The organism is Massilia sp. AB1, assembly GCF_018119385.1.
GTDB lineage: Bacteria > Pseudomonadota > Gammaproteobacteria > Burkholderiales > Burkholderiaceae_D > Telluria.
In genome coordinates this window covers 36,933-57,836 of sequence record NZ_JAGKSG010000014.1, presented here as the reverse complement: position 1 = coordinate 57,836, position 20,904 = coordinate 36,933, and the positions used below count along the sequence as shown (strand labels likewise).

Annotated in this window: 18 protein-coding genes; 5 read left to right on the top strand and 13 right to left on the bottom strand. The window is 67.0% G+C overall.

What is annotated here, in order from left to right; genetic code table 11:
- Positions 1–4: 4 nt before the first annotated feature.
- From J8847_RS10575 to J8847_RS10565, 3 genes are all read right to left on the bottom strand, one after another.
- The gene (locus J8847_RS10575; protein WP_211524657.1) at positions 5–493 is read right to left on the bottom strand and encodes a hypothetical protein; all 489 of its coding nucleotides are present in this window, start codon (positions 491–493) and stop codon (positions 5–7) included.
- 54 nt (positions 494–547) lie between these two features.
- Positions 548–697, bottom strand: a complete 150-nt coding sequence (locus tag J8847_RS10570; protein ID WP_211524656.1) for a hypothetical protein — start codon at positions 695–697, stop codon at positions 548–550.
- 326 nt (positions 698–1,023) lie between these two features.
- Positions 1,024–1,428 (bottom strand): DUF1622 domain-containing protein, encoded by a 405-nt coding sequence (locus J8847_RS10565; RefSeq protein WP_229429695.1) that lies wholly within the window; start codon positions 1,426–1,428, stop codon positions 1,024–1,026.
- Positions 1,429–1,583: 155 nt separating this feature from the next.
- Here J8847_RS10565 and J8847_RS10560 point away from each other — a divergent pair, with 155 nt between their 5' ends.
- The 3 genes from J8847_RS10560 to J8847_RS10550 are packed head-to-tail and all read left to right on the top strand — an operon-like array spanning position 1,584 to position 4,505.
- Positions 1,584–2,810, top strand: coding sequence for a hypothetical protein (locus tag J8847_RS10560; protein WP_211524655.1), 1,227 nt, complete (start codon positions 1,584–1,586; stop codon positions 2,808–2,810).
- A complete protein-coding gene (locus J8847_RS10555; protein WP_211524654.1) occupies positions 2,807–3,856 on the top strand; it encodes a hypothetical protein in 1,050 nt (349 codons plus the stop codon). Before J8847_RS10560 ends, J8847_RS10555 begins: the two co-directional genes overlap by 4 nt.
- 37 nt (positions 3,857–3,893) lie before the next feature.
- Positions 3,894–4,505, top strand: a complete 612-nt coding sequence (locus J8847_RS10550) for a hypothetical protein (protein WP_211524653.1) — start codon at positions 3,894–3,896, stop codon at positions 4,503–4,505.
- Here the strand turns inward: J8847_RS10550 and J8847_RS10545 are convergent.
- The 7 genes from J8847_RS10545 to J8847_RS10515 all read right to left on the bottom strand — a co-directional run bounded on the left by J8847_RS10545 (position 4,462) and on the right by J8847_RS10515 (position 13,716).
- Positions 4,462–5,265, bottom strand: coding sequence for an extracellular solute-binding protein (locus J8847_RS10545; RefSeq protein WP_211524652.1), 804 nt, complete (start codon positions 5,263–5,265; stop codon positions 4,462–4,464). The two genes, J8847_RS10550 and J8847_RS10545, sit on opposite strands and share 44 nt — an antisense overlap.
- Before the next feature lie 21 nt (positions 5,266–5,286).
- Positions 5,287–5,940, bottom strand: coding sequence for an energy-coupling factor ABC transporter ATP-binding protein (locus tag J8847_RS10540; protein WP_211524651.1), 654 nt, complete (start codon positions 5,938–5,940; stop codon positions 5,287–5,289).
- Positions 5,937–6,644 carry an ABC transporter permease gene (locus J8847_RS10535; RefSeq protein WP_211524650.1) on the bottom strand — a complete coding sequence of 236 codons (708 nt, stop codon included), beginning with the start codon at positions 6,642–6,644 and terminating at the stop codon, positions 5,937–5,939. The genes J8847_RS10540 and J8847_RS10535 overlap by 4 nt, the downstream gene beginning before the upstream one ends.
- Positions 6,644–7,513, bottom strand: coding sequence for a formate dehydrogenase accessory sulfurtransferase FdhD (locus tag J8847_RS10530; protein WP_229429694.1), 870 nt, complete (start codon positions 7,511–7,513; stop codon positions 6,644–6,646). Before J8847_RS10530 ends, J8847_RS10535 begins: the two co-directional genes overlap by 1 nt.
- On the bottom strand, positions 7,510–10,311 hold the full coding sequence (gene fdhF, locus J8847_RS10525) for a formate dehydrogenase subunit alpha (protein WP_211524649.1): 2,802 nt from the start codon (positions 10,309–10,311) through the stop codon (positions 7,510–7,512). The genes J8847_RS10530 and fdhF overlap by 4 nt, the downstream gene beginning before the upstream one ends.
- A complete protein-coding gene (locus J8847_RS10520; protein WP_211524648.1) occupies positions 10,308–12,011 on the bottom strand; it encodes an NAD(P)H-dependent oxidoreductase subunit E in 1,704 nt (567 codons plus the stop codon). Before J8847_RS10520 ends, fdhF begins: the two co-directional genes overlap by 4 nt.
- A 64-nt stretch (positions 12,012–12,075) precedes the next feature.
- Entirely contained in the window at positions 12,076–13,716 is a 1,641-nt protein-coding gene (locus tag J8847_RS10515) for an OFA family MFS transporter (protein ID WP_211524647.1), read from the bottom strand.
- A gap of 122 nt (positions 13,717–13,838) precedes the next feature.
- Between J8847_RS10515 and J8847_RS10510 the strand changes: the two genes are divergently transcribed.
- Positions 13,839–14,915: a substrate-binding domain-containing protein gene (locus tag J8847_RS10510; RefSeq protein WP_211524646.1), complete on the top strand. Its 1,077-nt coding sequence runs from the start codon at positions 13,839–13,841 to the stop codon at positions 14,913–14,915.
- 176 nt (positions 14,916–15,091) lie between these two features.
- Here the strand turns inward: J8847_RS10510 and J8847_RS10505 are convergent, their stop codons facing one another.
- Complete coding sequence (locus tag J8847_RS10505; protein WP_211524645.1) at positions 15,092–15,328, bottom strand: hypothetical protein; 237 nt, start codon at positions 15,326–15,328, stop codon at positions 15,092–15,094.
- A gap of 233 nt (positions 15,329–15,561) precedes the next feature.
- Between J8847_RS10505 and J8847_RS10500 the strand changes: the two genes are divergently transcribed.
- The gene (locus tag J8847_RS10500; protein WP_211524644.1) at positions 15,562–17,826 is read left to right on the top strand and encodes a family 1 glycosylhydrolase; all 2,265 of its coding nucleotides are present in this window, start codon (positions 15,562–15,564) and stop codon (positions 17,824–17,826) included.
- Between the two features lie 81 nt (positions 17,827–17,907).
- Here J8847_RS10500 and msbA read toward each other — a convergent pair whose 3' ends face one another.
- On the bottom strand, positions 17,908–19,635 hold the full coding sequence (msbA, locus tag J8847_RS10495) for a lipid A export permease/ATP-binding protein MsbA (protein WP_211524643.1): 1,728 nt from the start codon (positions 19,633–19,635) through the stop codon (positions 17,908–17,910).
- Complete coding sequence (locus tag J8847_RS10490) at positions 19,625–20,875, bottom strand: O-antigen ligase (RefSeq protein ID WP_211524642.1); 1,251 nt, start codon at positions 20,873–20,875, stop codon at positions 19,625–19,627. Before J8847_RS10490 ends, msbA begins: the two co-directional genes overlap by 11 nt.
- Between the last annotated feature and the right edge of the window lie 29 nt (positions 20,876–20,904).

Below are 20,904 nucleotides of genomic sequence, written 5' to 3'. Positions count from 1 at the left end.
GTTTTCAATAGGGAGGACACCGCCCGAACTGTCCGCTCGCGCGTCTCCCGCAATAAATCGAGACATGCCCCGCTTCCACCAATAGTGAGAACGATTTCTGCGTGAAGCTGAACTGTTTCCAAGGGATGAAAATGCCCCGCTCGGCGTCATCGATATAGGCCTCAGGAGCGGCCTCGATTGAACACTGGCCAGGCATGCCACATGGCATGCCATGAAGAGAATCGTCCTCATCGCTCCGCTCCAGCACCCCATCGACGCGAAACAGCCGGACATCATGAAACTCGAATACCACTTCCGCACGCGCCGAATCGCGAGAACCCCAGCTTGGAGGGACCTGTTCAGGGAGCTGCATGAATTGACCGGCAATCGCTACGTCGTCGAACTGCGCGCGCCATGCATAGGGGGCGAAGGTGGACAGCGGCGGCGCTTTGCCTTTGTAGGGACCGAGTATGGCTTTCGGTTCAACGAGAAGTGCTGTCCAGTCGGGCTGCATATAAATATCTGGGGGTCAAAACCTTATCCTACACGGCCCACGCGCTGTCTCTACTTAAACAACGATCATTTCAGGATAAAACTGGACACTTTCGAACTCGGCGGAAGTGTCGTGCAGGCGCAGCTTCAAGGCATCTTTGAAATGGATTTCCAGTAGCCGTTCATCGAGTACGGCATAGCCCTCGATGATCGCGTCGAGCAGCACTTGAAAGCTGGCGGTCGACCACTTCCCCTCCTAATCCCATGCCGAAATCATTTCTCCACCCTGGAAAACCTCCACCAGGGCCTGGGTACAGATTGCGCGCCCTGAACCAAAACGAAATTGCACATCGAAACGGCCGAGACAGATCTGCTGTATCTCCGACCCGACAATATCGTCCAAGTCCAGGTCACGGGGAAAACCGTACATCGCATCCTTTCGTGTAGTCCGCCCAGGGTTGGGTGTCCGCCATTGAACGATGCGGAGGGTCGAAGAGTTCGGTGTACGAGGGTGTTGCTCTCAGAGCAAGGCAGAGGGATTGTTTGAGGCGATTACTCCGCACGCCTGCTTCCGGCGCGGTGCAAGTTGGACTCTTCGCCCACGCCTTCCTCCCTGATCTCCTTGCTCAGGAAGTAGTTCAGGCCAGTCCGGATGACAGCGATGGCAGCCAGCTTGCCGATCCGGTCCCAGGTCGGCGCCACCGAGGTGGACAGGATATCGGCGGCCAGCTGCAGTTCGAGAGCCATGGTCAGGTAACGGGCGAAGGTGAGCCGGATCGGCATGAAGCCGCCGCTCTGCCGCGACAGCAGGTGCCGGACCAGCCCGGCGACGACGAGCACGACCCCGGCTGCGATCACCAGCGCGCCGAGCGCCTCCACCACCAGCCGCAGCCATTCGACACTGGCGCGCACCTGCTCTTCGATGTGCGGAAACAAACCGTCCTCCGAGTGTGTCAATACCGCCTCGACTTTAGCCTTTCCGCGCCCCAGGCCGCGCGCCGTAGAGCGAACGCAAGCTATTAACATTATTGCCACATTTTTTGCGCTGCGACGAAACCCGGCCGGAAAGGCCATGTTCTGATGGAAGCGGTCGTACCAACCAGGAGAGAGGCATGAGCGCACGGATCCTTCAACGATGGCAGGAATGGGAACACGCGAGAGCAGGCACGCGGCGGCGGACGCCCAGGCCTTTACCGGCGCTGCTGTGCGCCGCAACGCTGGCCGCATTCGGCGCGGCGCCGGACCATGCGCTGGCCCAGGCCACCCCATGCAGCGCCGCCGGCAGCTGGCTCGACAGCTTCGCCGGCGTGCGCAATATCGCATCCACGCTCACAGGGACGAGCAAATTTCCCTACTGCTCGGCCACCCATAGCATGACCGTCACCATGACGGGACCGGGCAGCTTCACCACCAACAACCGCTACAACGGGGGCGGCGACTGCATCGGCTTTGTCGAGAGCATGAACTTCGCCCCATCGTGCAACCAGGCCAGCGGCGGCTACACCAACGACGACGGCGTCACCGGCGTCATCACCTGGAACCGCACGAATCTGCTCACCCTGACCCGCAACACGCTCACCACGGCCAGCGCCAGCGCCACGCCGGCCGGCGGCAGCTTCAGCCACGTGGGGACGATCGAGGCCGGGCCGAATCCGCCCACCGTCCAGATCGCGTCCGGCGGCACGGCGACGAGCAATCCCAATCCCATCGAGTTCAGGACCACCGCCAACAGCGGCGGCCCCAAAGCGGGCGGACGCATCAAGCTGACCAGCACCTATACCGCCGACGGAGCGCAGAGCGTGAACGACAGGAACCGCGTCGTGGCCTTCGGCATGTCCTGCTATATGCTGGCGCTCGAATCGGACTATGGCGCCCAGCCCGACTCCTGCACCTCCACGCGCATCGGCGGCGTGACCTACAGCGGAACGCGCACCGATCCCAACGGACTGAGCGGCACCTACTGCGCGTCCTTCATCGCCAACGTCCGCCTGCAGGGCAGCGGCCAGCTGAACGATGGCCGCTACGTGAACTATGATGTCAACAGCAACACCATCAATGTCGTCGCCGAGGTCCGCGGTTCGGACAACACGGCGGTGGTGGCCGACCGCACCGTCGCCCGCGACCTTGCCATCATTCCCAGCCGCGGCGTGCTGGTCGATGTCGACGGCATCGGCGACGGCCTGCTCGCCAACGACAGGGGCGGGCATATCGTCGGCTACCGCCTCGATCTGTTCCGCGGGGCCGGCAAGCAGGTCTGCGCGGCTTACGCCAACCCGATTCGCATCGGCGCCTGCCAGACCGCGCAAGGACTGACCTGTCCGGAAAGGAGATTCCAATGAAGATGTCGCGCATGATACTGCTGATGGCATGCATCAGCACCGGCGCGGGCGCCGCCCCGGCGGGCTACCGCACCGTGAGCATCCAGCAGGGCGCCGTCTGCGTCGCCGAGGCCGGCGGGCCGGCGCATTGCTTCGCGCGCGACGGCTTGCGCAAGTCGCTGCCCCTGATGTCCAGGGATGGCGACCGCATCGCCTTCATCAGCGAGGCCGGGCCGCTTGACGCCCGCCAGCGCCCGCTGGCAACGCTGCGGATCGCGGACCGGCACGGCCAGCAGCTGGCGGCCATCGCGATCAAGCCGCTGGGGCCGGACGAGGTGGCGAGCGGCATGCGGGCGGTCGAGTACCTGGAGTGGGTTGGCCGCGACCGCATCCTGGTCGGCGGCTCGATCAACCCATCGAGCGGCGAATACCTGGTCGTCGACACCGCCAGCGGGCAAGTAGTGCAGGAACTGATCGACGACGGCGGCGGCATCGGGGTATCGCCGGACGGCGCCCACATCGCGACGATCGGCGACGCGCCGCATTTCTCCCAAGGCCGGCCCCGCACCGGCAAGCTGGTGGTCGATGGCAATGAGGTCCTGAGCCTGGCGGCGCTGGGCGTGTCCCCGGACAGCCGGCCGCTCTGGTCGCCCGACGGCAAGGCGCTCGCGCTGCAGGTGCGGGGCCGCGGCGAGCGTCCCGGCGTCCTGGTGTGGAACCGGGGCCGGCGCAGCCACAGCCTCACGCTGCTTCCCGCACCCAAGCAGGCCGACGCCAGGCGCGCGCTCGCCTGGCAGGGCGGCGACCTGCTGGCGACGACGCAAGCAGAGCCCGCCCTCCCCGGCCGTCCCGGCGCGGCGGTCGAGGCGCTGGTATTGAAGAACGCCGCCACCTCGTCCGCGCCGGCACTGGTGCGCGCCCGGCCTCCCGCCGCATCGGGCGCCGCGCAGACCAGGAGCCGCCTGAAGGCGGAAGCCCTGCGCAAGGGCGCGCAGGAGGCGGATGTCTGGTGCGCCGACTGTGCGCTGCGCGAGCTGCCGCGCGCGGCCGGTCCGCTGTCCGAGTAGCGCTTGGTCCCGATTCTTCCTTCACCCAGGAGCAAACATGCGACATCTTCTCAACCTGGCCATCCTTGGCCTGGCCTTGTGCGCCGGCGCCGGCGCCCACGCGGTCCCCGTGACCTACACGCTCAGCGGCACCATCAGCGGCGAGCTTGCAGGAACCGGGTTCACCTCGACCCGGTTCGTCCTCACCGGCAAGTCCGACAGCGAGCTGCTCGAGTCGCCCGACCCCGGCGCCAGCCTGGCGCCGCTGGAGACGCTGGTGATCGAACTGGCCGGCATCGGCAGCTTCGAAGCGCTCAACAAGACCTATTTCTTCACCAACCGCGACCTGGTGCTGGCCGGTTTCCTCGACCAGCTGGAAGGCGACCTGATCGACTTCGCGGCGCCCCGCTTCGCCAGCTACGACGGCACGGCGGCGCTCGATGCGCTGCCGGTCGCTCCCGACTACCTCGGGCTACTCGACACCAGCGGCGGCTTGCTGACGCTGAGCGGCGCCAGCGGGCTCATACTCGAAGTCGAGCGCGCCGACGTTGCGCTGCCGGAACCCGGAACCCTGGTCCTCATGCTGGGACCGCTCGCCCTGCTGGCGCGCCGCCGGGCGGGCCGGCTTACTGCGCCGACGGAAAGAACAGCTGCTCGCCCGCCGGCCTGAAGGCCGCGATCCGGCCCTGGCCTTCCGGCGAAGTGATCCAGGCGACCAGCTGCTGCGCGCCCTTGTAGTTCACCTTCGGGTTTCTGGCGGGATTGACGGCGATGATGCCGTAGGGGTTGAACATGCGCTTGTCGCCTTCGACGATGATGGCCAGGCCGGTCCTGGCCTTGTAGGCGCCATAGGTCGCGCGGTCGGTCAGGGTATAGGCCCGCATCTCGGCCGCCATGTTCAGCACCTCGCCCATGCCCAGGCCCGCCGACACGTAGTTGGCGCCCGCAGGCTTCACGCCGGCCTGCTGCCAGTAGCCCTTCTCCATCACGTCGGTGCCCGAGTTGTCGCCGCGCGAGATGAACTTCACATTGGTCGCCGCGATGCGCTTGAAGGCGGCGATCACGTCCTTGGCGCCCTTCAGCTTAGCCGGATCGTTGTCCGGGCCGACCACGATGAAGTCGTTGTACATCACGTCATGCCGGGCTATGCCCCAGCCTTCGTCGACGAACTGGTCTTCCAGCTTGCGTGCATGGACCAGGGTCACGTCGACGTCGCCGTTCCTGGCCAGCTCCAGCGCCTTGCCGGTGCCGACCGAGATCACGTGGACCTTGTAGCCGGTCTTCGCCTCGAAGGCCGGCAGCAGGACCTTGAGCAGGCCGGAGTTCTCGGTGCTGGTGGTGGTCGACAGGCGGATCACTTCCTGGGCCAGCGCCAGCGGCGAGACCAGGGTGGCGGACAAGAGGACGGCGAACAGCGTACGGCGTTGCATGGTGTTCTCCTTCAGTGATGCTTATCGATGCTCGAGCCGGCCTTCGCGCAGCTTGAGGCGGCGCACGCCGGGCAGGCCGATCAGGTCGCGGTCGTGGCAAGCCATCACCACGCTGCCGCCCGCGTGCAGCAGGGTCGGAATCAGGGCGATCACCTGCTCGCGCGCCTGGCCGTCCAGGTTGGCGGTCGGCTCGTCCAGCAGCAGCAGGCGCGGTTGCAGCACGCGGGCGCGCGCCAGCGCCACGCGCTGCTTTTCTCCACCCGACAGGCGGTTGGGGTCGGTGTCGCGCAGGTGCTCCACGCCGGCCCAGCGCATCGCTTCCTCGACCAGGCCGCGCACCTTGCTCCGGTCTTCGCCGCGCGCCTGCAGGCCGTAGGCGATGTTATGGCCGACGCTGGTCGAGAACATGATCGGATGCTGGTGCACGTAGACGATCGCCCGCCGCAGCTCCTTCGGATACGGATACAGCGGCAGGGTGCGTCCGTCGACTTCGACCGTGCAGGCGTCGCAGCGTTCCAGCCCCGCCAGCATGCGAAGCAAGGTGCTCTTGCCGGCGCCGTTCACGCCGGTCAGCACGTAGGCGCTGGCGGTGTCGATAGTGAGCTGGTCGATCTCGAACAGCACCCGGCCGCCATGCTGGCGGCGCAGGCCGCGCACGGTGAGCAGCGCGCTCATGCCCGGACTCCCGGCATGCGCGCCTCGCCCTGCAGCAGCACCAGCGCGCCGTTCATCAGGAGCGCCAAGGTGACCAGCACGATGCCCAGCGCAATCCCCTGCGCGAACTCGCCCTTGCTGGTTTCCAGCGCAATCGCGGTGGTGATGGTGCGCGTCTCGCCTTCGATATTCCCGCCGATCATGAGGGCGCAGCCGACTTCCGAGATCACCCGGCCGAAGCCGCTGATCACGGCCGCCATCACGCCATAGCGCGCCTCGTGCAGCACGGTGAGCATCACGCGCAGGCGCGAGGCGCCGTGGGCGATGGCTGTCTCGGCATAGCGCGGGTCGAGCGCCTGCACCGCCGCCAGGGTGAAGGCCAGCAGCACCGGCAGGCCGATCACGAACTGGCCCGCCACGATGCCGGTCTGGCTGAACAGCCATTCGAGTCCGCCCAGCGGGCCGCGGCGCGACAGCATCAAATACAGCAGCAGGCCGATCAGGACCGTGGGCAGGGACAGCGCCGCCTGGGCCAGCCAGATCGCCACGCGCCGGCCACGGAAGCGGTGCATGGCGATGGCGTAGCCGAGCAGCACCGCGGGCGGCGTCGCCAGCAGCAGGCCGAGCAGACTGGTTTTCACCGAGACCCAGACGATGCGCCACAGCGCGGCGTCGCCGCTGAACAGCAGCGCGAAGGCGTGCGAGATGGCGTCCAGCAGGGACATCAGACTTGCCGCGGCGCGCCCAGGGGTTCGAGCAGGTCGGGTTCGAACACCAGGCGATCGTGCCCCGCCAGCAGCAGGAAATGCTTGCCGGTGCAGCGCGCCAGCAGCGACATGCCGACCCGCTCGGCCACCATATGCCCCATCTGGGTGGTGCCGGAGCGCGACAGCAGGAAGGGAATCCCCATCTGGGCGCCCTTGATGACCATCTCGGAAGTCAGGCGGCCGGTGGTGTAGAACACCTTGTCCTCGCCGCGCATGCCCTCCAGCCACATCAGGCCGGCGATGGCGTCCACCGCATTATGGCGGCCGACGTCTTCCACGAAGTACAGCAGCTCGCCCTCGTTCGAGAACAGCGCGCAGCCGTGCACCGAGCCGGCCTGCTTGTAGATCGACTGCTGGGTGCGGATGGTCTCGACGATGCGGTAGACCACCGATTGCGGCAGGCGCGCGTCCTCCGGCAGCGAGATCTGGTCGACTTCATCCATCAGGCCGCCGAACACGGAGCCCTGGCCGCAGCCGGTGGTGACGACCTTTTTCGCGGTGCGCTCCTCCACGTCCGCGATGCCGCTGCGGGTGACCACGGCCACGGAGTCCACTTCCCAGTCGACCTGGATCGAGACGATGTCCTCGATCGAGCGCACCAGGCGCTGGTTGCGCAGGTAGCCCAGGGTCAGCGCCTCGGGGGCGCCGCCCAGGGTCATTAGGGTGACCAGCTCGCGCTTGTCGACGTACACGGTCAGCGGCCGCTCGGCCGGGATCGAGATCGTCGAGCGGCGGCCGCGCTCGTCCACCGCCAGCACTTCCTGGGTCAGGACGGCGCGGGCGCTGGACAACTGCGGACGGTAGCGTGGCAGGTCGGGACAGTTCATGTTGCCAATTGTGCCATGCCGGCCAGGATTTGGCCGCCACCGTAGCTCCCCTGTGGCGCCACCTCCCCGCCAGGCGTGACCTTGATCGCGCAATACTTGAATTCCGGAATCTTTCCGAAGGGGTCGAGCGCGGCATTGGTCAGGCGGTTGATGGCTGCTTCGTAGTAGCAGAACGGCACGAAGATGGCGCCCACCGGCGAGCTGTCGTCGGCCCGCGCGTACAGCACCACTTCGCCGCGGCGCGAGGTGATCGTGATCGGCTGGCCCGGCTGGATGCCCATGCGCTCCAGGTCGAGCGGGTGCACCAGGGCCACCGGATCGGGTTCGATCGCATCCAGCACCGTCGCGCGGCGGGTCATGCTGCCGGTGTGCCAGTGCTCGAGCTGGCGGCCGGTGATCAGGACCAGCGGGTACTCGGTGTCCGGGCGTTCGTCGGCCGGGATGATGTCGGCCGGGACGAAGCGCGCCTTGCCGCCCTCGCGCGGGAACAGTTCGGTGAACACCACCGGCTGGCCGACGTCGCCCTCGTTCATGCAGGGGTAGACCACCGCGCCGTTGCGCTCCAGGCGTTCCCAGGTGATGCCGCCGATGCTGGCCATGGTCTTGCGCATCTCGTCGAACACCTCGGCCACGTGGCCGTAGTTCCACGGCAGGCCCAGGCGGTTCGCCATCTGCTGGATGATCCACAGGTCCTGCTTGGCCTCGCCCGGCGGCAGGATCGCCTGGCGGCCCAGCTGGACCAGGCGGTCGGTGTTGGTGAAGGTGCCGGTCTTTTCCGGGAAGGCGGACGCCGGCAGGATCACGTCGGCCAGGTAGGCGGTCTCGGTCAGGAAGATGTCCTGCACCACCAGGTGCTCGAGCGCGGCCAGGGCGGCGCGGGCGTGGTTGGCGTCGGGGTCGGACATGGCCGGGTTCTCGCCCATGATGTACATGCCGCGGATCTGGCCGGCATCGATCGCATCCATGATCTCGACCACGGTCAGGCCCGGTTTCGGGTCCAGGGTGGCGCCCCAGGCCTGCTCGAACTTCGCGCGCGCGGCCGGGTTGTCGACGCGCTGGTAGTCCGGCAGCATCATCGGGATCAGGCCGGCGTCGGAGGCGCCCTGCACGTTGTTCTGGCCGCGCAGCGGATGCAGGCCGGTGCCGGGACGGCCGATCTGGCCCGTCATCAAGCTCAGCGCGATCAGGCAGCGCGCATTGTCGGTGCCGTGCACGTGCTGGGACACGCCCATGCCCCACAGGATCATCGAGCCTTTCGAGGTGGCGTACAGGCGCGCCACATAGCGGATGGTGTCGGCGTCGATGCCGCAGATCGGCGCCATCGCTTCCGGGCTGTACTCGGCGACGTTCTGTTCCAGCTCTTCGTAGCCGATGGTGCGGCTGGCGATGAAGTCCTTGTCGACCAGGCCCTCGGTGACGATCACGTGCATCATCGCGTTCAGCAGGGCCACGTCGGTGTCGGGCTTGAATTGCAGGTAGCGGTGGGCGTGGCGCGCCAGCTCCGAGCGGCGCGGATCGAGCACGATCAGCTTGGCGCCGGTACGGACCGCATTCTTGATCCAGGTGGCGGCCACGGGGTGGTTGACGGTCGGGTTGGCGCCGATGATCACGATCACCTCGGCGCGGGTCACGTCCATCACCGGGTTGGAGACCGCGCCCGAGCCGATGCCCTCCAGTAGGGCCGACACCGAGGAGGCGTGGCACAGGCGGGTGCAGTGGTCGACGTTGTTGGTCTTGAATCCGGTGCGCACCAGCTTCTGGAACAAATAGGCTTCCTCATTGCTGCCCTTGGCCGAACCGAAACCGGCCAGCGCGGCGCCGCCGTGCTGGTCGCGGATCGCCGCCAGCTTGCCGCCGGCCAGCTCCAATGCCTCTTCCCAGCTCGCTTCGCGGAACACTTCCATGACGCGGTCCGGGTCCATCGTGAAGTCGCCCGTCTTGGGCACGCCTGCGCGGCGGATCAGCGGCTTGGTCAAGCGGTGCGGGTGGTGCGCGTAGTCGAAGCCGTAGCGGCCCTTGACGCACAGGCGGCCATGGTTGGCCGGGCCGTCGCGTCCTTCGACGTAGAGAATCTTGTTGTCCTTGACGTTGTAGGTCAGCTGGCAGCCGACGCCGCAATACGGGCAGACCGAGTCGACCTGCTTGTCGGGGATGTGCAGCGCCACTTCGCGCGCCGGCATCAGGGCGCCGGTCGGGCAGGCCTGCACGCACTCGCCGCAGGCCACGCAGGTGCTTGCTCCAAGCGGGTCGTCCTGGTCGAACACGATCTTGGCGCCCTCGCCGCGGAAGGCCAGGCCGATCACGTCGTTGACCTGTTCGTCGCGGCAGGCGCGCAGGCAGCGCGTGCACTGGATGCAGGCGTCCAGGTTGACGGTGATGGCGGCGTGGGTGGCGTCCATCTGCGGCTGCGCGCGCGTGGGCGCAAAGCGCGGCTTGCCGACGCCGAGCTTGTCCGCCCACAGGTCGACTTCGTTCTTGCGCGTGTATTCCGCTTCCGGCATGTCGGCCAGCAGCAATTCCAGCACCATCTTCTGGGCGGCCACGGCGCGCGGGCTGTCGGTGGTGACCTTCATGCCGTTGCTGGGATGGCGGCAGCAGGAAGGCGCCAGCACGCGCTCACCAATGATCTCGACCATGCAGGAGCGGCAGTTGCCGACAGCTTCCATGCCCTCCTTGTAGCACAGGCGCGGGACTTCGACACCCTCGCGTGCGGCGACTTCGATCAGGGTCTCGTGGGGCAGCGCCTCGACGGTGCGGCCGTTCAGTTCGAAGGATACGGTTCGGATGATGGCGTTCATTTTTGCCCCAATTCGTGCGGGAAGTATTTGATGACGCAGTCGAAAGGATTCGGCGCGGCCTGGCCCAGGCCGCAAATGGACGCGTCGCGCATCACTTGCGACAGCTCGCCCAGCAACGGCACATCCCATTGCGGCTGGCGGATCAGGTCGAGCGCCTTGGCGGTGCCGTTGCGGCAAGGGGTGCACTGGCCGCAGGACTCGTCCTTGAAGAAGGCCAGCGTGTTGCGCGCGGCCGCGACTGCGCTGTCGCGGTCCGACAGCACAACCACGGCGGCCGATCCGATGAAGCAGCCGTAGGGCTGCAGGGTGTCGAAGTCGAGCGGGATGTCGCCCATCGAGGCCGGCAGGATGCCGCCCGAGGCGCCGCCCGGCAGGTAGGCGTAGAAGTCCTGGCCGTCCTGCATGCCGCCGCAGTATTCATCGATCAGTTCGCGGATCGTGATGCCGGCCGGGGCCAGCTTCACGCCGGGGTTGCGCACCCGGCCGGAGACCGAGAACGAGCGCAGGCCGCGGCGGCCGTTGCGCCCGTGGCTGGCGAACCATTCGCCGCCGCGCTCCAGGATCTCGCGCACCCAGTGCAGCGATTCGAAGTTGTGTTCCAGCGTCGGGCGGCCGAACAGGCCCACCTGAGCCACATAGGGCGGGCGCAGGCGCGGCATGCCGCGCTTGCCCTCGATCGACTCGATCATGGCCGACTCTTCGCCGCAGATGTAGGCGCCGGCGCCGCGGCGGAGAATGATCGGCGGCATGCCCTGCACCGGCGGATCGAGGCGCAGCTTTTCCAGCTCGGCCTCCAGCATGGCGCGGCAGCCGTGGTATTCGTCGCGCAGGTAGATATAGATGGCCTCGATGCCCACCGCCCAGGCGGCGATCAGCGCGCCTTCCAGGAAACGGTGCGGGTCGCGCTCGAGGTAGACGCGGTCCTTGAAGGTGCCCGGTTCGCCTTCGTCGATATTGATGGCCATCAGGCGCGGACCCGCTTCGGCACGCACGATGCGCCATTTACGGCCCAGCGGGAAGCCTGCGCCGCCCAGGCCGCGCAGGCCCGAGGTTTCCAGGGTCGAGATGACCTGTTCGACTTCGTGTTCGCCGGCCACGCAGGCGCGCAGCAGCTGGTAGCCGCCTTCGGCGCGGTAGCCGGCGTAATCGGTGTAATCGGCGACAGCATCAATGGTCGAGCCGGATGCCACCTTGGCCAGCACCGTTTCGGCGCTCGCCTGCGGCACCGCCAGCTGGCCGACCACGGCCACCGGCGCCTGCTCGCAGCGGCCGACGCAGGGTGCTTCCAACACCCTCACCTCACGGCCCAGCAGTCCAGGCAGCTTCGCCAGCAATTCCCGGGCGCCCGCCATCTCGCAGGACAGGCCGGCGCAGACGCGGACGCTCAAGGAAGCTGGGGCCGCCTGCCCTTCCTTGACCACGTCGAAGTGGTGGTAGAAGGTGGCGACCTCGTAGACCTCGGTCTGGGCCAGCCCCATCTCCTGCGCCAGCGCGGCGAGATGGCTGCTGGACAGGCAGCCGTAGCGGTCTTGGATCTTGTGCAGGTGCTCGATGAGCAGGTCGCGCTGGCGCGACTCCGCGCCGAGCAGCGCCCGCACCTCGGCCAGCGCCTGCGGCTCGACGCGGCGGCCCTTCGGGGCCTCGCGCTTGCGCTGGCGGCTTGCGCCGGAGACGGCGATCGGGATGATGGGGTGGTTCATGATGGGTCCCAACGTGGTCGATTGGTGAAGGCGCGGACGATGGAACCGCCCGCGCCCGTCCTTGTTACTTGAACAGCACCACTGCCTTCTGCAGCGTGATCCACACGCCCATCAGCAGCGGAATGCCGACTGCGGCCCAGGCGAACATGGCCACGGCCGGGTTGACGCCGCCGGTGGCGACAGCCGCGCCGCCGCGTCCCGACGAGGCGGTGATATCGCGCTCGCTCGCCAGGCGCTTCTCGCGGGCCAGCTCGTCGTCGGTCATGAAGTGCTTGTCGGCGATCGGGCGCACCATCAGGTTGCACAGCACGCCCAGGCCCACCAGCGCGGCCAGCACGTACATCGTCACATCATACGCCTGCGCCTTGGGCACGCCCTGGGCGATCTGGTATTCGCGGATGTAGCCGATCAGGATCGGACCGAGCACGCCGGCGGCGGCCCAGGCGGTCAGCAGGCGGCCGTGGATCGCGCCCACCATCTGGGTGCCGAACAGGTCGGCCAGGTAGGCCGGCACGGTCGAGAAGCCGCCGCCGTACATCGACAGGATGATGCAGATGAAGGCGACGAACAGCGCCAGCTGGCCCGAGTGCGCCAGCGACGGAATCGACACGTAGAGCACGAAGCCCAGCACCAGGAACACGAAATAGGTCGCCTTGCGGCCGATGTAGTCCGAGCACGACGCCCACAGGAAGCGGCCGCCGATGTTGAACAGCGACAGCAGGCCGGTGAAGCCGGCGGCGATGGCCGCGATCTGGCCCTTCTGCGCCGCGTCGAGGTCGTTGAAGGCCACGTCCACGCCGATCAGGCGGCCGCCGAAGACTTCCTGCAGCAGCGGCGAGGCCATCGCCAGGATGCCGATGCCGGCCGAGACGTTCAGGAACAGCACCATCCACACCAGCCAGAACTGCGGGATCGACCAGACGCGGTCCACGTGCACGTGGCGCGCGGTGATCATGGTGTTGCCTTTTTTGGCTGCCGGCGGGGTCCAGCCTTCCGGGCGCCAAGAGCTGGCCGGGACGCGGTAGGCCAGCGCGCCGGCCATCATGAAGACGAAGTAGATCGCGGCCAGGGCCAGGAAGGTCTCCCACACGCCGACCGAGGCCGGGGTGGCGAAGTACTTCATCAGCTTGTCGGCCAGCGGGGCGCCGATCATCGCGCCGCCGCCGAAGCCCATGATCGCCATGCCGGTCGCCATGCCGCGGCGGTCGGGGAACCATTTGATGAGGGTGGACACGGGCGAGATATAGCCCAGTCCCAGGCCGATGCCGCCGATCACGCCCGAGCCCAGCCACATCAGCCAGATCTGGTGGGTATAGATGCCCACGCTTGAAATCACCAGGCCGCCGCACCAGCACAGGGCCGAGACGACGCCTGCCTTGCGCGGGCCGGCGTGCTCGAGCCAGCCGCCGAACAGCGCGGTGGCCAGGCCGAGGAAGACGAAGAACAGCGTGAACATCCAGCCCAGCATCGAGATCTTCCAGTCGCAGGTGGTGGCGAAGATCTCGGCCATGAAGCTCATGTCGGCCGGGCAGGCCAGCGATTCGGTGATGCCGACCGCTTTCGACAGCGGCAGCCAGAAGACCGAGAAGCCATAGGCCATGCCGATGCACAGGTGGATCGCCAGCGCCGCCGGCGGCACCAGCCAGCGGTTGAAACCGGGTCCTGCGATCGTGTGTTCCTTATCCAGAAAACGTAGTCCTGCCATGTTGTCTCCAGTTTTTATAAGTATCGGAATATGCTTTAAAGAGCATATTATTTCGTCTATTTTTATTATTTTGCGGAGCGTACCATGATGTTTTCTGCATAGAAATAGGCTATTTTCAGCATATGCTCAAGGTTCATATACGCCCGCATTGGGAGATCTCCCTGAAGGGAGAGGCGCCGCTGGACACCGCCGACCTGCTCGGTTTGCTGCTGTCCATCCAGGACACCGGCTCGATCGCCCAGGCGGCCAAATCGGTGAAGCTGTCCTATCGCTATGCGTGGGGATTGCTGCGCACGGCCGAGTCCTTGTTCGGCCAGCAGCTGCTGCAGACCGGGCGCGGACGCGGCACTCAGCTCACGCCGCTGGCGCAAAAGCTGGTGTGGGCCGACCGCCGCATCGCCGCGCGCCTCTCGCCTACCCTGCAGAGCCTGGCCTCGGAACTGGAAGTCGAGCTGGCGCGCATCGTCACGGCCGACAAGGCGCGCCCGCTGCGCCTGGACGCCAGCCACGGCTTCGCGGTGGCGGCGCTGATGGGCTGCGTCGACCGCGACGCCCTGCCCATCGATTCGCGCTACCGCACCAGCACCGATGCGGTGGTGGCGCTGGCGCGGCGCGAGTGCGACCTGGCCGGCTTCCATATTCCACAGGGACGCTTCCAGGCCCAGACCGCGGCCTGGTACCTGCGCTGGCTCGATCCGGAGCAGCATTGCCTGGTGCGGGTGGCGGGGCGCGAACAGGGCCTGATCACGGCGCGCGGCAATCCGCTCGGCCTGCGCGGCCTGGCCGACCTGGCCCGGCCGGGCGTGCGCTTCGTCAACCGCCAGGCCGGCTCCGGCACCCGCATGCTGCTCGAGATGATGCTGGAGGCGGACGGCCCGCCCTTCGACGCGATCCAGGGTTTCCACAGCGCCGAGTTCACCCACTCGGCGGTGGCGGCCTATATCGCCAGCGGCATGGCCGACGCCGGGTTCGGCATGCGCGCAGCGGCGGCACAGTTCAAGCTGGAGTTCATTCCATTGGTAAGCGAGGTCTATTATTTTGCGCTGCGCAGCGATGCGCTGGAGGAAGCGGCCATGCGCCAGTTGCTGGAGCTGATGCGGACGCCGGAGTATCACCGCTTGGTGGCGGCGCTGCCTGGTTACGAGGCCACAGGGACGGGCGAAGTAATCTCGATCACCGATGCGTTCGAACAGCCCTGAACGATATTAGTTCAGCTACCCTAAAAACCGTCGTGCCCGCCACTGGCGGCCACGACTTCCGGCGAAGGCCGGAACCCAAGTTCGTAGAGCAGCCGTAACGCATGCAAAACTTGGGTCCCGGCCTTCGCCGGGACGACGGTCTTGGGGCTAGCGGTGAAGGACACGCAAACAGCGTTCTAGCGCCGCCGCTTCTTCCAGTTGTAGTCAGGCCCCGTCACATCCACGCCTGGATGCCCCACCACATCCGGATGCTCCGAACACATGGTAATGAAGCGCACCCCCTCCCCCGCGCGCTGGCGCTTGCGCAGCTCTTCCATGAACTGCATCGCCGCCACCATCTCGGTCGTGTCGAAAGGCTGGCACTGAGGTTCGCCGCCGTCTTCCTCGACGATGGTCCAGTACACCATGTACATCGTATTCTCCCGCTGTCGGCTGTGGATATTGTGGCGCGATCGGCGCCGGGACGGCGCACGCGTTCGCCTGGAGGCTACTCATGCGTTTTAACCGAAATTAGGCCCAGTAATGCAAGATATGGGCGAAAAACGTAGGACTTGTCCGAAAAGGGGGTTTTATGTGCGCCATTTCACATAAGGGTCAAAACCAGGACAGTAGGCTTGAGGCTGTTTTCACAAAGCAGACGATCCTCATGAATCCACATATTGTTTCACAGCCGGACCAAGCCCCCGAGCTGGAGCTCTGGGGCGGACTTGAATGCACGGTCAACCGTGTACGCGACAACTACTTCAGCCAGATGGACCGCAACGGGCACGCGGAGCGCCTGCAGGACATCGAACGTTTCGCCTCCCTCGGCATCAAGGCGATCCGCTATCCGGTGCTGTGGGAGCGTACTGCGCCTGACGGCATCGAGTCGGCCGACTGGTCGTGGCCCGACGAGCGACTGCCTGCCCTGCAGCAGCTGGGCGTCACGCCCATCGTCGGCCTGATCCACCACGGCAGCGGACCACGCCATACCAGCCTGGTCGATCCGACTTTCGCCGACGAGCTCGCCGAGTACGCCGGCGCGGTCGCCCGGCGCTACCCCTGGGTCGAGTACTACACCCCGGTCAACGAGCCGTGCACCACGGCGCGCTTCTCGGGCCTGGCGGGCGTATGGTACCCGCACGGCAGCGACGAGGCGACCTTCGTGCGCGCCCTGCTCAACCAGACCCGCGCCACGGTGTTGTCGATGCGCGCCATCCGCGCCGTCAACCCGGACGCCAAGCTGGTCCAGACCGACGACCTGTCCAAGACCTATGGCACGCCGGAGATGGAAGAGATCACCAGCTTCTTCAACGAACGCCGCTGGCTGGGCTGGGACCTGCTGTGCGGGAAGGTCGACCAGCACCACAAGCTGTGGAACTACCTGCTGGAAGCGAACGCGACCGAGGAAGAACTGCTCTGGTTCCGCGACAATCCCTGCCCGCCGGACATCATCGGCGTGAACTACTACATCACCAGCGAACGCTGGCTCGACCACCGCCCGGAGCGCTATCCGGAAACGCACCGCCACGTGTACAAGGGCGTTCCGCACGCGGACATCGAGGCGCCGCGCGCGCTGGCCACGCCGACGCCGGGCATCGCGCCGCTGCTGATGGAAACCTGGGAGCGCTACGGCCTGCCGATCGCCATCACCGAGGCCCACATCGACGCCAACCGCGAAGACCAGCTGCGCTGGCTGGTCGAAATCTGGAACTCGGCCCGCAAGGCGCGCAACCAGGGCGCCGACGTGCGCGCCGTCACCGTCTGGGCCCTGCTCGGCTCCTTCGACTGGAACTGCCTGGTGACCGAATGCCGCGGCTATTACGAACCTGGCCCCTTCGACGTACGCGGCGGCACGCCGCGCGCCACCGCCGTCGCGACCCTGATGCGCGAACTGTCCAGCGGCCGTCCGCTGAGCAATCCGGTGCTGCAGGGCGAAGGCTGGTGGCGCCGTCCGGGACGCTTCCTGTGCAAGCCGGTGGCGACCAGCACCGCGGTGGCCGACCTGGCCGTGCGCAGCCAGTTCAAGTCGGCCCACGTGCAGCCGATCCTGATCACGGGCGCCACCGGCACCCTGGGCTCGGCCTTCGCGCGCATCTGCGAGAAGCGCAACCTGGCCTACCACGTGCTGACGCGCCAGGAGATGGACATCACCGACCCGGCCTCGGTGGAAAGCGCGATCCAGCGCTTCAAGCCCTGGGCCATCATCAACGCGGGCGGCTACGTGCGCGTCGACGATGCCGAGCAGGATGCCGAGCGCTGCATGCGCGAGAACACCCTGGGGCCGACCATCCTGTCGCTGGCCTGCATCCGCCATGGCCTGCGCTTCATGACCTTCTCGACCGACCTGGTGTTCGACGGCACCAAGGGCCAGCCCTATGTGGAATCGGACGCCGTCAACCCGCTGGGCGTCTACGGCCGCAGCAAGGCCGAGGCCGAGCAGCGCGTGCTGGACGCCGATCCGCAGGCCCTGGTGATCCGCACCAGCGCCTTCTTCGGCCCCTGGGACCAGCACAACTTCGTCACCCAGGCGCTGAACGCGCTCGACAACGGCCTGCCCTTCCAGGCGGCGCGCGACATGGTGGTGGCGCCGACCTATGTGCCGGACCTTGTGAACGTGTCGCTCGACCTGCTGATCGACCGCGAACGCGGCGTCTGGCACCTGACCAATGCCGAGGCGCTGAGCTGGGCCGAGCTGGCCAGGCGCGCCTGCGCGGCGGCCGGGGTCGATGCGGGACGGCTGGAGGAAGTGTCGATGGAGTCCGGCGGCTATGCCGCACGGCGCCCGGAGTTCAGTGCGCTGAGCAGCGAACGCGGACTGCTGCTGCCTTCGCTGGACGATGCGCTCAGGCGCTATATGGAGGCGGTGGAACAGCGGGCCAACGGAGTCGAGGCCGAACGTCCGGGAGAGGCGGCGCACTACGCCAGCTGATAACGATTGCTTTCTGCCAAGTTGCCGCGCTCTTCCTTCGGGGAGGCGCGGTTTTTTTGTGCGCAGGCGGGGACCCAAATTTCACGACTCTTCCACCGCCGCAAACTGCAGCCGATACAGGTTCGCATACATGCCGTTGGCCGCCAGCAGCTCCTCGTGCGTCCCCTGCTCCACGATCCGCCCATGCTCCATCACCACAATGCGGTCGGCCCGCTCGATGGTCGACAAGCGGTGCGCGATCACGATCGTGGTGCGCCCGGCCATCAGGGTATCGAGCGCCGCCTGCACCGCGCGCTCGGACTCGTTGTCCAGCGCCGAGGTGGCCTCGTCCAGGATCAGGATCGGCGCGTCCTTGTAGATCGCGCGTGCGATCGCCACGCGCTGGCGCTGGCCGCCCGACAGGCGCGAGCCGTTTTCGCCGATGCGCGTCTCCACGCCTTCCGGCAGCTTGGCCACCACGTCCGTCAGGTGCGCGGCCTTGACCGCGGCCGCCAGGCGCTCGTCGTCGATCTGTTCGGCGCCGTAGGCGATGTTGGCCGCCAGCGTGTCGTCGAACAGGACCACGTTCTGGCTCACCATCGCCAGCTGGGCGCGCAGGCTGGCCAGGCGGATGTCCTGGTAGGGCAGGCCGTCCAGCAGCAGGCGGCCGCCTTCCGGATCGTAGAAGCGCGTCACCAGGTTGACGAAGGTCGACTTGCCGCCGCCCGACATGCCCACCAGGGCCACCGTCTGGCCGGGCTGGATGTCGAGCGAGACTTCGTCGAGCGCCAGGCTGGGCGCGCCGGGATAGCGGAAGGCCACGCGCTCGAACACCAGGTGGCCCCTGGCGCGGCCCAGTTCCTGGCTGCCGGTATCGAGCTCGGTCGGCGAATCGATGATCTGGAACACCGTCTCGGCGGCCGCGATCCCGCGCTGCATCGGGCCGTTGACCTCGGCCAGCGACTTCAGGGGAGTCAGCAGCATCAGCATCATGGTCACGAAGTTGGTGAACTCGCCCACCGTCATCTGGGCGCGGATCGCCAGCACGATCACCAGCGACAGCGCCATCGCGGTGGCGATCTGGGTCACCGGCGTGGTGGCCGCGAAGGCCACCGTCATGCGCTGGGCGAAGCCGCGCAGCGCCTCGCTGCGGGCGTGGAAGCGGGCGCGCTCGTAGCGCTCGCCCGAGAACACGCGGATCACCTGGTGGCCGCGCGCGGCCTCTTCCACCACGCCGGTCATCTCGGCGGTGACGCGCTGGCTTTCGCGGTTCAGGCGGCGCAGGCGGCCGGTGGTGGTGCGCACGATCACGGCTGTCAGCGGCACCACCACGATCGCCACCAGGGTCAGCTTCCAGTTCAGGTAGAGCAGCGCGCCCAGCAGGCCGATCACCACCAGCACGTCACGCACGCAGGCCACGAACACCGACTGGATCATGTCCACCACCTGGCGCACGTCGTTCACCACGGTGTTGATGATGCGGCCCGTGGTCTCTTCCTGGAAGCGCGCCACCGGCAGGCGCAGCACGCGCTCGAAAGCCATGGCGCGCAGGTCGTTCAGCACGCGCGACAGCACCCAGTTGTTCAGGTAGGCGGTCGAGAAGGTGCCGATCCCGCGCAGGATGAAGATCGAGACCAGCACGCCGGGGATCCACCACAGGCTGAATGCGAGCTTTTCCTTGAAGCCCAGGTCGAGCAGCAGTTCCAGCGCCTTGCCCAGCAGCGGCTGGGTGGCGGCGGTGAGCGCCATCGCCAGGAGCGACATCCAGGCGCGCGATTGATAGGGCTTGAGGACCGCCAGCAGGCGTTTCACGATAAGGCTAGTTTTCACGTTTTTCTTTCGCAATCAGGCAGAAGCCCATCAGCAGGAAGATCATCAGCGCGTAGAAGGTGCAGCCCTTGAGCGACCAGAAGATCACTTCCGTCAGGCCGAAACTGAAATAGGAGAGCACGACCAGCATGCCGGCCAGCGCCGGCGCGAACTGCGGCATGCCCTTCCGGATGCCGCGTCCCAGCTCGCGCGCAAAGAACATGAAGGGCGCCAGCAGGATACCAGCCCAGGCCAGCAAGCCCCATATTCCGCCCGAGGCGAAGGCCTGAAAGGCGTCATTATGCAGGTGTTCCACCAGCAGGATCGCCGGATCGAGATCGCCCTCCTCCACATGGCGGCGCAATTCCATGCGCATCGCCACGGGGTCCAGGCCCGTGAGCGGGCGTTCGGCGATCAGCATGGTGGCGCCCTTCCACAGCTCGAGGCGGATGCCGAGGCTGCTGAAGGCGCTGCCGCCGTCCATCCAGGTGCGCACTTCGGTGACGCCCAGCTCGGCGCGATCCTGCATGCCGGTGGCCGGAACGAAGAAGGCCGCGCCGACCAGGGCGAAGCCGCCCACCAGCAGCAGACGCACGCGCTTGCTGTGCAGCAGCTGGGCGTAGCTGAGGAACAGCAGGCCAGCCAGCGGCAGTACGACCAGGCCGCCGCGCGAGCCGGTGGCGATCGAAGCCGCCAGTCCGGCCGCCGCGCCCAGGGCGGCCGGCAAGGCCTTGCGGGTGCTGTGGCGGTAATCGACCGCCGCCGCCAGCGCCAACAGGGCCAGGCACATGGCCAGGTCGCCGAAGGTGATCGGGTTCAGCCACCCGCCTGGCCGGTCCATGTTCAGGACGACGCGCTGCCATAGAACGAAAGGCAGCGCGGCCACGGCGCCGCCGATCACGCCCCACCACAGGACCGCGCGCGGCGGACGCGCCAGCAGCACCAGCATGGCCGCGCTCAGGGCCAGCAGCATGCGCGAAGGATTGTCGAGGCTGGACAGGTCGGCCTCGGGCCGCAGCAGGAAGACCGTGGCCAGGGCCAGCTGGAAGGAGAAGGCGCCGACCACCCAGCGCACGTCCTTCCAGTGCGGCGCCAGCGCCGCCCACGCCCTGCGCGGCACGAACAGCAGCGTGATCACGAACAGGACGCTGGAAAATCCGATACCCGAGGGAGTGATGAGGCTAAGGAAAGGAAATAGAAACACCTGGAAGCCGATCCACAGCTGCATCGGCGCCCAAGCTTGCATCGGCTTATTGTTCATTCAGGTTCATGTGGGATATTCTTGCCACC